This window comes from Chryseobacterium phosphatilyticum (assembly GCF_002899825.2).
Taxonomy (GTDB): domain Bacteria; phylum Bacteroidota; class Bacteroidia; order Flavobacteriales; family Weeksellaceae; genus Chryseobacterium; species Chryseobacterium phosphatilyticum.
Window position 1 is genome coordinate 29,976 of sequence record NZ_PPED02000004.1, and the last position, 13,254, is coordinate 43,229.

Annotated in this window: 10 protein-coding genes; 6 read left to right on the forward strand and 4 right to left on the reverse strand. The window is 35.4% G+C overall.

Features of this window, described 5'->3' with window-relative positions; genetic code table 11:
- Nucleotides 1–14: 14 nt before the first annotated feature.
- From C1631_RS15845 to smpB, 3 genes are all read right to left on the reverse strand, one after another.
- Nucleotides 15–755 (reverse strand): YebC/PmpR family DNA-binding transcriptional regulator, encoded by a 741-nt coding sequence (locus C1631_RS15845; RefSeq protein WP_103246880.1) that lies wholly within the window; start codon nucleotides 753–755, stop codon nucleotides 15–17.
- A 95-nt stretch (nucleotides 756–850) separates the two neighbouring features.
- The gene (locus C1631_RS15850; protein ID WP_103246881.1) at nucleotides 851–2,359 is read right to left on the reverse strand and encodes an OmpA family protein; all 1,509 of its coding nucleotides are present in this window, start codon (nucleotides 2,357–2,359) and stop codon (nucleotides 851–853) included.
- A gap of 77 nt (nucleotides 2,360–2,436) precedes the next feature.
- Nucleotides 2,437–2,895, reverse strand: coding sequence for an SsrA-binding protein SmpB (gene smpB, locus C1631_RS15855; protein WP_103246890.1), 459 nt, complete (start codon nucleotides 2,893–2,895; stop codon nucleotides 2,437–2,439).
- A 121-nt stretch (nucleotides 2,896–3,016) separates the two neighbouring features.
- Here smpB and C1631_RS15860 point away from each other — a divergent pair, with 121 nt between their 5' ends.
- Nucleotides 3,017–4,639, forward strand: a complete 1,623-nt coding sequence (locus C1631_RS15860) for an ABC-F family ATP-binding cassette domain-containing protein (protein WP_103246882.1) — start codon at nucleotides 3,017–3,019, stop codon at nucleotides 4,637–4,639.
- An 80-nt stretch (nucleotides 4,640–4,719) separates the two neighbouring features.
- Here C1631_RS15860 and C1631_RS15865 read toward each other — a convergent pair whose 3' ends face one another.
- On the reverse strand, nucleotides 4,720–5,532 hold the full coding sequence (locus C1631_RS15865; RefSeq protein ID WP_103246891.1) for a M48 family metallopeptidase: 813 nt from the start codon (nucleotides 5,530–5,532) through the stop codon (nucleotides 4,720–4,722).
- A gap of 108 nt (nucleotides 5,533–5,640) precedes the next feature.
- Here C1631_RS15865 and recJ point away from each other — a divergent pair, with 108 nt between their 5' ends.
- From recJ to C1631_RS15890, 5 genes are all read left to right on the forward strand, one after another.
- Nucleotides 5,641–7,353, forward strand: coding sequence for a single-stranded-DNA-specific exonuclease RecJ (recJ, locus tag C1631_RS15870; protein WP_103246883.1), 1,713 nt, complete (start codon nucleotides 5,641–5,643; stop codon nucleotides 7,351–7,353).
- A gap of 29 nt (nucleotides 7,354–7,382) precedes the next feature.
- The gene (gene nadD, locus C1631_RS15875) at nucleotides 7,383–7,967 is read left to right on the forward strand and encodes a nicotinate (nicotinamide) nucleotide adenylyltransferase (RefSeq protein ID WP_103246884.1); all 585 of its coding nucleotides are present in this window, start codon (nucleotides 7,383–7,385) and stop codon (nucleotides 7,965–7,967) included.
- Nucleotides 7,968–8,050: 83 nt separating this feature from the next.
- Nucleotides 8,051–8,389, forward strand: coding sequence for a DUF3817 domain-containing protein (locus tag C1631_RS15880; RefSeq protein ID WP_103246885.1), 339 nt, complete (start codon nucleotides 8,051–8,053; stop codon nucleotides 8,387–8,389).
- A 244-nt stretch (nucleotides 8,390–8,633) separates the two neighbouring features.
- Nucleotides 8,634–10,895, forward strand: a complete 2,262-nt coding sequence (locus C1631_RS15885) for an outer membrane beta-barrel family protein (RefSeq protein ID WP_109713694.1) — start codon at nucleotides 8,634–8,636, stop codon at nucleotides 10,893–10,895.
- A 44-nt stretch (nucleotides 10,896–10,939) separates the two neighbouring features.
- The gene (locus C1631_RS15890) at nucleotides 10,940–13,192 is read left to right on the forward strand and encodes a TonB-dependent receptor domain-containing protein (protein WP_103246886.1); all 2,253 of its coding nucleotides are present in this window, start codon (nucleotides 10,940–10,942) and stop codon (nucleotides 13,190–13,192) included.
- Nucleotides 13,193–13,254: the final 62 nt, after the last annotated feature.

Consider the following 13,254-nt stretch of genomic DNA (forward strand, 5'->3'; position numbering starts at 1 on the left):
TGCTATATTATTTTTTACAATGAGTTCATTAGTTCTTCTGTAATCTCCATATTATGATAAACGTTCTGAACGTCATCATCCTCTTCGAAACGCTCAAGCATTTTCATGTTGGCTTTAAATTGTTCTTCCGTTACTTCTTTGGTGTTATTTGGAATCCTTTGAAGTTCTGCACTCTTTGCTTCAATTCCAAGGTCATCCAATTTATGAGATAAAGATCCAAAATCTTCAAAAGCCGTTGTAATCATGACTTCGTCCTCATCTTTTTCCACATCTTCTGCTCCCCCATCAATCATTTCCATTTCAAAGTCATCCCAATCCATTTTGATTTGAGCCAAATCAATTGTAAAAATTCCTTTCCTGTCAAAGATAAATGCAAGCTCTCCGTTCTTACCAAGGTTTCCGTCAAATTTATTGAAAACGGCTCTTACGTTGGCAACGGTTCTCGTGGTATTATTTGTAGTACACTCTACAAAGAAAGCAACTCCTCCTTGTCCGTATCCCTCATAAGTAACTTCCTCATAGTTTTCCGCGTCTGCACCGCTTGCCTTTTTAATTGCTCTTTCTACATTATCTTTAGGCATATTGGCACCTTTTGCATTCTGGATGCATCTTCTCAATGCCGGATTAGATTCCGGATCTGTTCCTCCGGCTTTTACTGCTAATGCAATGTCTTTACCTATTTTAGAGAATGTTTTGGCCATTTTATCCCATCTGGCCATTTTAGAAGCTTTTCTATATTCAAATGCTCTACCCATTTTATTTTTTTAATTTTCAACAAAATTAACTAAAAGTCAACAAAAAAAAAATACCTCCAAAAAAATTGGAGGTATTCATTATTTAGAAAAATTAATTATTTTCTTTTTTTAGCTGGAGCTTTTTTCTTAGCTGGAGCTTTTCCTTTCTTCACTACAGTCTTCTTCACTACTACTTCTAGATCAGATTTCTTAAGTGCATCCCAAGCAGCACCGTTTACAGCTTCAACAACTACTTTTCTGTCAACCATTCTTTCAGCGTCAGTTGCTTTAGCAGGAACTTTAGCATCTCTTGATCCAACACCAGTAGATTTCAATTGGTTACCGTTAACTCCTCTAGATTCAAGAGCAGCAACTACAGAAGCAGCTCTTTCTCTTGAAAGTTTCAAGTTGTAAGCAGCAGCACCTTTAGCATCTGTGTGACCAGTTACTAAGAATGTACCATTTGAAGATTGCTTAATAATCTTAGCAGCATCATCTAATTTACCATTAGATTCTGGTCTGATTGTAGCTTTGTTGAAGTTGAACAAGATACCTTTAAGAGCACCTGTAGCTTCTTCAGAGATTACTTTCTCTGGTTTAGGACATCCGTTGTATTCTGGAAGACCTGGAACAGTAGGACAAGCATCATCTTTATCTAAGATACCGTCACCGTCTGTATCTGGCCAAGGACAACCGTTGTTTTCAGCAGGACCTGCTACTGTAGGACAAGCATCATCTTTGTCGATAACACCATCACCATCTGTATCTGGCCAAGGACAACCGTTGTTTTCAACTGGACCAGCTACATCTGGACATTGATCGTCTTTATCTGGAACACCATCTCCGTCTGTATCAGGACATCCCTGGAATTCTGGTAAACCTGGAGTATCTGGACAAAGGTCATCTTTATCTAGGATACCATCCTTATCTCTATCTCTGTTTCCAAATCTGAATAAGATAGATGCAGAAGCTTGCCAGTGGTTAGCAACTGAAGATTTATCACCTGGAGTTGATACATAATCACCCTGAACACCAAGACCGAAGTTTTTAGTTACCCAGAAGTTAGCACCAGCACCTGTAGATACAGCAAAGAAGTTAGCTTTACCGTTTTCGTTACCATCTTTACCGTTTTGAACAGTTTCGATTGGGTTACCATTAGCATCTACACTTGTTCTTGGGAAAGAAAGTGCAGTATAGTCATGTCTTAAGTAGTTAGCACCAACTCTTAAATATGGATCAAACCAAGATTCTTCGTTCCATAAAAGACCTGCAGCTTTAACCTGAAGACCAAGACCTGTCATTAGGTAGAACTCTTTCCCCATGTTGAATCTTTTGTTTTCAACATTTCCTACTGAAGTTTGCCAGTCAATAACGAAACCTTTTGCAATGTTTCTAGCAACTGTTAACTTAGATAGTGGAGGTGTAATAGAGAAGTTGTTCATATTGAACATACTCTTCGTTAAATTTTTAGCAGAGAACGTATTACCGAAGCTACTTCTTGCAGCTACATGGTTTTCTGCATGAGCACCAACTCCGATTAACCACGGATTGTTGGTCGTCTGCGCGAAAACAGTAGAAGCGACAGTAAGCGCCAATGCTGAAATTCCTAATTTTAGATTTTTCATAGAATTAAATGATTAAATAATTGATAATGCAAAATAAATATAATTTTTCTTTATATACAAAGTTTTTCAAATGATTTTTAACTTTTCTTTAATATTCTGTCCAGGTTCCGTTTATTTTCTCTATCTTTTATCGCCTCTCTTTTATCGTAAAGTTTTTTCCCTCTACCAAGCGCTATCAGCACCTTTGCTTTACCTCGATCAGTGATATATAATTTTAAAGGTATAATTGTGTTCCCGGCATCCTTTAACTTTTTTTCAAGTTTTTGTAATTCTTTTTTGTGCAACAGCAATTTCCGTTCCCTTTTTGTTTTGTGATTGTAAAAAGTACCCAATTTGTACTCATCAATCATCATATTAATGATGTATAATTCCCCATCAATAAACTGACAGAACGATTCTGTGATAGATGCTTTAGAAGAACGCAAAGATTTTATTTCGGTACCCGTCAAAACCATTCCTGCTTCATATTCTTCAAGAATTTCGTATTCAAAGCGGGCTCTTTTGTTTAATATGCTAACTGTTTTTTCAATCTTCATCATTTTAAAATTTCGTTATTGAAATATATAGAAAATACGATACATTTAAAAACTTGACTATTATAATATTACAAAATACCCAAATTCTTTTCGTATTTTTGCGCCAAATTTACAAAACTATATGTTAACAGTATCTAACTTATCTTTACAATTCGGGAAAAGAGTTCTTTTTGACGAGGTAAATATTATGTTTACCAAAGGAAACTGCTACGGAATCATCGGAGCAAACGGTGCGGGAAAGTCTACATTCCTTAAAATATTAACTGGAAAGCAGGATCCGACGACAGGAAATGTATCTCTTGAACCTGGAAAAAGAATGTCGGTTTTGGAGCAGGATCACTTTGCCTATGATCAGTTTACTGTTCTTGAAGCGGTTTTGAGAGGAAACAAAAAATTATTTGAAATAAAAGAGGAAATGGATGCGTTATACGCAAAAGAAGATTTCTCTGACGAAGACGGAATTAAAGCTGGTGAACTAGGTGTAATCTATGACGAAATGGGTGGATGGACTGCAGAATCTGATGCACAGACTATGCTTTCTAATGTAGGTATTTCTGATGATATGCACTGGCAATTGATGAGTGAACTTGAGAACAAGGACAAAGTAAAAGTTCTTTTGGCTCAGGCACTTTTCGGTAATCCTGATGTATTGATTCTGGATGAACCTACCAATGACCTTGATATTGAAACAATTTCTTGGTTAGAAGATTTCCTTGCTGATTATGAAAATACTGTAATCGTAGTATCTCACGACCGTCACTTCTTAGATACAGTTTGTACCCATATTGGTGACCTGGACTATTCTAAACTTAACCTTTATACCGGTAACTACTCTTTCTGGTATCAGGCATCTCAGTTAGCAACAAGACAAAGAGCTCAGGCCAATAAAAAAGCTGAAGAAAAGAAAAAAGAACTCCAGGACTTTATTGCACGTTTCAGTTCTAACGTAGCAAAGGCTAAACAGGCTACTGCCAGAAAGAAAATGATCGATAAATTAAATATTGATGATATTAAACCATCTTCAAGAAGATATCCGGCAATTATTTTCGAAATGGAAAGAGAGGCAGGTGATCAGATTTTAGATGTAAAAGGTCTGGAAAAAACGAAAGATGGAGAACTTCTATTCTCTAACATCGACTTAAATCTTAAAAAAGGAGATAAAGTAGCTGTACTTTCTAAAAACTCTTTAGCCATTACAGAATTTTTCGAAATCTTAGCAGGAAATGTTCAGGCTGATAAAGGAACCGTAGCTTGGGGAGTGACCACCAACCAATCTCACATGCCTTTGGACAATACCAACTTCTTCCAGGAAGATTTAAGTTTGGTTGATTGGCTAAGACAATTTACTAAAAACGATGAAGAGCGTCACGAAGAATTTGTAAGAGGATTCTTAGGGAGAATGCTTTTCTCCGGTGATGAAGCTTTAAAATCTTGTAAAGTACTTTCAGGAGGAGAAAAAATGAGATGTATGTTCAGCAGAATGATGCTTCAGAAAGCCAATGTTCTTTTATTAGATGAACCAACGAACCACTTAGATCTTGAAAGTATTACAACGTTGAACAACTCGTTATCCAACTTCAAAGGAAACCTTTTATTGGCTTCTCATGACCACGAAATGCTTTCAACAGTCTGTAACAGGATCATCGAATTGACTCCTAGCGGAATCATCGACAGAGAAATGACTTATGACGAGTACCTTGCGGATAAAAAGGTAAAAGAATTAAGAGAAAAAATGTATTCTTAATCAGATATTATTAAAATCTATATAAAAATACCTCAAAGCAATGCTTTGAGGTATTTTCGTTTAAACAATAAATAAAATAATTATTTTGTCAATTTTGAAGTAGGAAGACTCACCGTTCCAGGGTCTTTCCATAATCCGTCTTTCTCTGCTTTCTTCTTAATAGCCAAAGCTCTCTTTTCACTATCCGGATGAGAGTTAAACATCTTTTCAAAATTTGTCTGTGTACTTCCTTCCGAAAGTAACGCCAACTTTTTGAATGCTGTGTACGCTCCAACGACATCATACTTATTATTTTTCATAAAGTCATACGAATAAGTATCTGCTTCGGATTCTTGTTTTTTACTGTGAGACGCATCTACAAATGCATTTGCCATTTTTCCGATTTGGCTGTCATTAAGCGTAGCTACGACACCGGAAGCTGATGATGCAGCATCTAAGGCCGCTGCTTTCAGGTATGCAGATTTCATCGCGTCTTTTGTATCCTGATTTTTAACGTGTCCAATTTCGTGTCCAATTACAGCCAGTAATTCATTATCCGTCATGATGTCCATCAAAGAAGAAAAGACTCTCACACTACCGTCTGCACAAGCAAAAGCATTGATATCTTTTACTTTATAAACCTTATAATTAAGATTCAGACCATCCTGAGATTTGTGCTTTCCAAAGAGTTTATTGAGTCTTACGGTATATGGATCCTTTGCTCCGGCTACAGGATTATTTTTATCCATCCAATCTACTGATTCTTTGGATAATTTAATGGCATCTTCATTGGTAAATGATAAAGCTTTTGCTCCGTTAGTAACTATTCCGGCTGCTTTTCCGAGATTAATTTTCTGAGCATTGACCGAATGCATGGCGCCTAGAAATAGTAGGCATAGAGTAATTTTTTTCATAGTCATTTAAATTTGGAGCACGAAGATAACTATTTTTTAACAATTATAAAGCCTAAACTTCATTCGTGATCTTTTCAGAATGCTATTTATTTTCCTTATTTTTGTGAAATGAGTCAAAAATGGATTTATAAGCCTGAACCCGATGAGGAAATTGTGGATGGACTAAGTTCGTCACTTGGTTTTGGAACTTTTGAATCTAAACTTCTCGTTCTAAGAGGAATTGACAATTATCAAAAGGCGAGAGAATTTTTCAAACCAAACCTTAACGATATACATAATCCATTTTTAATGGCAGACATGCAAAAAGCGGTTGAGCGAGTTGCCAATGCGATTGAAAATGGAGAAAAAATATTGGTATACGGCGATTATGATGTAGATGGAACTACAGCAGTTGCTCTGATGTATCTTTATCTCAGCAAAATTGTTGAGAAAAAATACTTAGATTATTATATTCCTGACAGGAATTCTGAAGGATATGGAATTTCCACTGAAGGCATTGATTTTGCTAAGGAAAATGATTTTTCATTAATCATCGCATTAGATTGTGGAATCAAGGCACTGGATATGGTAAGCTATGCCACTAACCTTGGGATAGATTTCATTATTTGTGATCACCACCTACCTGGAGACGCAATTCCGGAAGCTGCAGCAGTTCTGGATCCTAAAAGAACTGACTGCCGATATCCTTTCAAAGAACTTTCCGGATGCGGTGTTGGTTTTAAACTTTGTCAGGGATTAAATACCATTTATAAAATTCCAGATGCTGAATTATTTGAATTAACCGATTTACTGGCCATTTCAATTGCAGCCGATATTGTTTCAATGACAGGAGAAAACCGGGTTCTTGCTAAAATGGGGTTGAAAACTCTTAGAAAAACAAGAAATCTAGGTCTGAGATTATTGATTCCTGAAGACAAGTTATCTCATTTTGAAATTTCAAATATTGTTTTTGAAATCGCTCCAAAAATTAATGCTGCAGGGAGAATATCGCATGGTAGAGCTGCTGTGGAATTAATGGTTTCCGATAATCTGAAACATGCTCATCAGATTGTCAGTGACATTATGGATCTCAACGATGAAAGACGTGAACTGGATATGAATTCTACCCTTTCTGCTCTGAATCAAATTATAGAATCTCAGCAGGAAACAAAGTATAGCACCATTGTCTATCATCCTGAATGGAATAAAGGTGTTATTGGTATTGTCGCTTCAAGACTTATTGAAACTTACTATAAACCGACTTTGGTTTTCACTGATGGCAATAATGGAGAAATGGTTGCTTCTGCAAGGTCTGTTTCTGATTTTGATGTTCATGAAGCCCTTGATATGTGCTCTGAATATTTTCTGAAATTCGGTGGACATCATGCAGCTGCAGGACTTTCTATGGAAAAAGAAAAATTTGCGGCATTTAAGGAAAAATTTGAAAAAATTGTTTCTGAGAAAATTCAGGAACACCAGAAAGAACCTTCTATCTCGATTGATACTGAAATTAAGGTTGAAGACATCAACAGAGAGTTCATCAATTTTCATAGAAAACTGGCTCCGTTCGGACCTCATAATATGAAACCTATTTTTACCTTGACAGATCAGAAATTGGCTGGCTATGTAAAAACAATGGGAAAAGATAATAATCACCTGAAATTTTATATTAAACAAGAATCTACAGGACGAAATATTGAATGTGTTGGTTTTAAGTTGGGACAGTTTGTTGATGATTTTAAAACTAAAAATTTTGACCTTGCTTTCACTTTGGAAGAAAACCATTGGAAAGGTAATGTGACTCATTATCTTAACATTAAAGATGTGAAATTTAGAGATTAATTGCTGTTTCCTATTACTGACCTCAATACATGAAAAAAATCGGCTTATTTTTCGGATCTTTTAATCCTATTCACATCGGACATCTTATTCTGGCTAATTATATCCTGGAAAACTCTGATATGGATGAGCTTTGGTTCGTCGTGAGCCCTCAGAATCCGTTTAAAGACAAAAAATCTTTGTTGAATGATCACAACAGGCTTGATATGGTTCAGCTAGCTGTAAAAAATTATCCGAATATGAGAGCCTCCAATGTAGAGTTTTCTCTTCCGAAGCCCAGCTATACTATTGATACGCTTACCTATCTTCATGAAAAACATCCTGACTATTCTTTCAGTCTGATCATGGGAGAAGATAACCTGAACAGCCTTCATAAGTGGAAAAATTCTGATCTACTTATTAAAAACCATCACATTATTGTGTATCCAAGAGTCTTTGATGGTGAAAAGAAAGATCCGGAATATCTGCAACACGAAAATATTTCTTTGATAAAGGCCCCGGTTATTGAGCTTTCTGCCACAGAGATCCGTAATATGATTAAAGACAGTAAGAATGTGAGACCTATGCTACCACCTGAAGTTTTTGAATATTTGGATGGAAGCAGTTTTTATAAGTAATTTTGCAATTCAGGAAATAAGTTTAGGAATCAGAGCACAGACTTTCATCCATTACTTATCATTCATCACTCATATTTTAAGACATGGAATTTCTCGAAAAAATTTTCTCTAAATATTCTCAGGAAAAAGTAATCAGATGGTTTAAACAGATCTGTCTGGCTGAAGCTATTTCATGGTTTTTTTTGTTCACAGCCATGACCTGGATACGTATTGATCCCGAAGGCTTATTCCCAATTGTGTACATCAGTACTATTGGTAGTATTCACGGATTTTTCTTTACACTGTACCTGATATTTTTACCTTCCATAAGAAAAATATATGCGTGGGATGATGAAGACAGCGTCTTCGCATTAATTGCCGCATTTTTTCCCTTTGCTACGATTTGGATAGACAAAAAACTAGCCAGGTTCGATAGAGAATAATTTCTTTTTTATTAAAATTTTGAGTTTTGCTGTAACAAATTTATTGTTACAGTTGTCTTATTGTACAGAAAGGTCAGGCAGCACTATTTTTTATTGAAATTTTTATTAACTGAAAATCAATAAGTTAAATCTAAGTAAAATTATTTTTCAGTACTTTGTATTGCATGATACTAAATTTATTATATATCTTTGTAATGTTAAATAACTAATCATACAAGCTATTAACAATTAAAAAATAATGATCATGAAAACTCAAATTCTCATAGCAGCACTATTCTTCAGCGGATTTATCACTGCACAGCAAAAAAAAGACAGTCTGAAAATACATGCAATTGATGCAGTGAATATCAAGAAGCAGGTTTTCAAAAAACAAGGTGACCGTTTAGTGTATGATGTAGCTTCCTCTCCTATTGCTAAAGGGACCAATACCTTTAATCTTTTAAAACAAACTCCAATGATTTCCAGCATTGATGGAAAAACATTGAAGATTCTGGGAAAGTCTGATGCCATCATCTATATCAATAATAAAAAAACGAACATGGATGCAGAGGCATTGATAGAAATGCTAAAAGCTACACCCTCAGAAGACATTCAGAAAATTGAGGTCATCACGGTTCCCGGAAGTGAATTTCAGGTGGAATCGACTGAAGGCGTGATCAACATTGTGATGAAGAAGAGTAAAAATAACGGTTACAACGGAACGCTTAAAATGCAGAATGAACAGGGATATTATAACAATCCAAATGCAGGAGCCTCTTTCAATTTCAGACAGGGGAAGTGGTCAGGAAACTCCAACTTCAGAACGGGAAGCTGGACCGAAAGACAGAAATATTCTTTATCAAATGGTGATTCTACATTTAGAAATGAATCCTACGGATTCAATAATGATCCAAACAACAACTACAGCGGAGGGTTTAATGTTGATTATGAAATCAATAAAAAGCAAAGCCTTGGATTCTCATATAACATGAGATATAATAAAAGTTTTAATTCTATTCTTGATATTACAAACTGGCAGGACGGTGTTTTGACAAACAGGACTGTAAACCATGAAGATGCCCAGACAAGGAATCATTCTTTTAATCTAAATTATGAAATCAAAACCGACTCATTGGGGAGCAAGCTTACTTCTAATATTTCTTATTTATGGTTTAACAGAGACAAAGTAAGTTTCAATGAAAGTTTTCCCTTAAATTCTAATCCTAATAATAAATATTCTGCGTTGCATCAATCTGTTCCACAAATTATCAACAACTATGCAGCTAATATTGATTATCTGAAAAAGACAGCAAAAGGGGCAACATGGTTGATGGGGATCAGCTACAACCACACCAATACAGACAATGACACCAAACAGGATAAGTTACAAAACGGTGAATTCGTTCCGGATTCAAAACAAACCAATCATTTTATATATAAGGAAAATATCTTAGGAATTTACCTCAACTATGAAAGAAAATTAACGGAGAAAATATCCGGAAAAATCGGTGCCCGTTATGAAATGACCAGAAGTACCGGAGATATTGTCGACAAAACCGGTTTTGAAAGAAATTATAATAACCTGTTGCCTTATTTGAACCTCAACTATGCGATTAATTCTGACCATAATCTAAGCTATACCTTCTCCAGCAGAATCAGAAGACCAAGATTCTGGGAGCTGAATCCTTCAAGAACTTACTTTACTCCTACCAATTATACCCAGAATAATCCTTTCATTGTAGCTTCTAAATTTTATAATCAGGAACTTAATTATATGTACAAAAATGCATATTATGCCAATCTTAGTTTTACGATGGTAGAAGATGCCTCTGCTTCTGACATGCTTCCGTTACAAGGAAAATCAACCGGTCCGAAATTGGATGAAAATGGTAATATCATGTATGATGCCGATGGTAATATGATCATGGAAACCACAAAATTCCTGAGATATATAAGAACCAATTATGGTAAAAACAGGGAGCTTAACCTAACTCTGGGGATGAATAAATCCTGGTTCAAAGATATCTGGACTACAAATTATTCTGTTAATTTAAAATACTCTATTTACAAAGGTGCTGTATTGGAAGACCCCACTTCCAGACCTGGCCCGTTTGAAACGGAGGAACTGGAGCCTTATATTATTGATGTTAAAAATTATAGTATGTCTCTTACCTTAAACAATGTTGTACGCCTTTCTTCTAAAAAGGATTGGTATTTAGGAGTAAATTACTTTTTTGCCAGTAGAGAAGCAATGGAAGGAGGGGTTGTAGGAGTAAGACAAAGCCTGGATATCAATTTGAAAAAAATAATCGGTGACTGGACTATTGTAGCGGAAGTAAACGACTTGTTTAATCAAGGCTTTTACAGAGTTGAAGGAATACAACCTAATGGAAGATATAATAACATCACCAACTTCAACTACCCAAGACTGATAAGCATCGGTGTTACTTACAATTTTGGAAATCAGAAACTGAAAAAAGCAAGGGAAATGAAATCAGCAAATGATGCTGTAAAATCAAGAACTTAATTTATAAAGAACTATATCACTCAACCACTCTAAAAAAAACAAACATGAAACGTATACTTTTGTCAATAGCAGTCATATTCGGGACCTGCATTTTTGCTCAGGAAAAGAAAGCTGACACGGCAAAGACTAAAAATATAGAAGGAATTACCATTACCAAACAGGTTTTCAAAAAGCAAAGTGACCGTTTTGTATATGATGTAGCGGCATCTCCTGTTGCGAAAGGAAATACCACTTTTGACCTTCTTAAGCAGACCCCTTTATTGTCGTCAACAGATGACAAAACCTTAAAGATTGCAGGAAAAAATAATGCTCTGATCTATATTAACGGAAGAAAAACAAATATGGATGCTGAATCTCTGGTTCAGTTCCTGAAAAATACACCTGCTGAAAACATTCAGAAAATTGAGGTTATCACCGTTCCCGGAAGTGAATATCAGGTAGAATCGTCAGATGGGATCATCAATATTGTCTTAAAGAAAAAAATGAGTGACGGTCTTAATGGTAATATGAGATTTTCTAATACCCAAAGTAAATATAATGCAAGTCAGGCTAGCTTCTCAGCAAATTACAGAAAGGATAAACTTGGGATCAGTGCTAACCTTAACGGGGGCGAAAATATTCAGCCTCAAAGATATGTTCTGAGAAACGGAACTGCCGACACATCCAACGAATCTGTAGGAGATATCAATGATCCAAACAAAAATATTGGTGGCTATCTGAATATTGATTACCAATTAAATGACAACAGTAACCTGGCATTATCCTGGAACACCTGGGCTAATAAGAGTTACAATTCTACAGTAAGCCTGTTTAACACCATTAAAAATGGAAATAACACGAATTACTCCTGGTCAAAGAATAAGGAAGATGCAAGAACTTACAACAACTCTTTAAACTTAAACTATGAATTAAAAACGGATTCTTTAGGGAGTAAATTAAATGTAAATGCAGCTTATCTGAATTATAAAAGATTTCAGTTTACCGATAACAGGACTTACGCCTCGAATGTAAATGGAGATATTAAAGACATGACCACGCAAGTATTCCAGGATCTTCCTCAGGTTATCAATAATTTCTCGGGAATGGTAGATTATATACAAAAATTTAAAAATGATCTGACCATTTCAGTAGGAGGAAATTTTAACAAAACCAAAACAGACAATGATTCTAAAAACGATACTTTCTTTTTGGATCCTGCCAAACCTCCAAAATCAGCGCCTAATCACTTTATCTATGATGAAAATATTTATGGATTTTATGTAACGGTAGAAAAGAAGTTCTCAGACAAGTTTTCAGGAAAAATCGGAACGAGATATGAGATCACCAATAGCTTAGGAACGTCTGATAATGCTCCAACTGATGAGCTTAAAAGAATAGAAAGAAACTACAACAATTTACTTCCTTATCTAAGTGTAAACTATGCCATTAATGACAAAAACAATATTTCATATTCCTTTTCGAGCAGAATGCGAAGACCAAGTTTCTGGGAAATTAATCCGGTAAAAAATATTCTGACCGACTACAATTACACGCAGAACAATCCTTTTGTAAAAGCATCATCTACGTATAATCAGGAACTTACCTATATGTATAAAAATTCTTACTTCCTGATTTTAAGTCATTCCTATTTTAAAGATGCTATTACTCAGGTTCCATTACAGGGATATCCTGTTGCTCCGGACGGCACCGTAGGATCTAATCCTGTATTGAGATATATCAGAACAAACTTTGGGGATAAGCAGGAGATGTCTGCGATGGTAGGAATTCAGAAGTCATTCTTCAAACAATACTGGACTACAAACTTCAATATTGGGTTCCAGCATAACATCAATAACGGAAGTCTGGACACTGATCCTACAACAGGAGACCGGTTCAAAAACAAAGATGGTGAGTTTATTGTATACACCAACAATATAAAATCTACCAGCTTATTAATCCAGACAAACAACACCATCCGTCTTGATAAAAAGAAAACATGGTTCTTTGGGGTTAATTATTTCTTTGTCGACAAGCAACAAATTGAACTGGGTTCATTGAAAAGCCTGATGAGTCTTGATCTTAGCATAAAGAAAATTTGGAATGAATGGACTTTTGCCGTGAATCTGAATGATATTCTAAGAACAAACATTGTCAAGATTGAAGACTATCAGGCAAACGGAAACTACAATTATGTACATCAAAATCAATATCCGAGAAATATAATGGTAAGCCTTACGTACAACTTTGGAAACCAGAAAGTGAAAAAGGTAAGAGACATTGAAGGAGCATCTGACTCTATTAAAAGCAGAACGAAATAAAACTATCATTCTTCATATTCAATCAAATTATTTTGTACACAAACCTGTTGATTTTTCAGCAG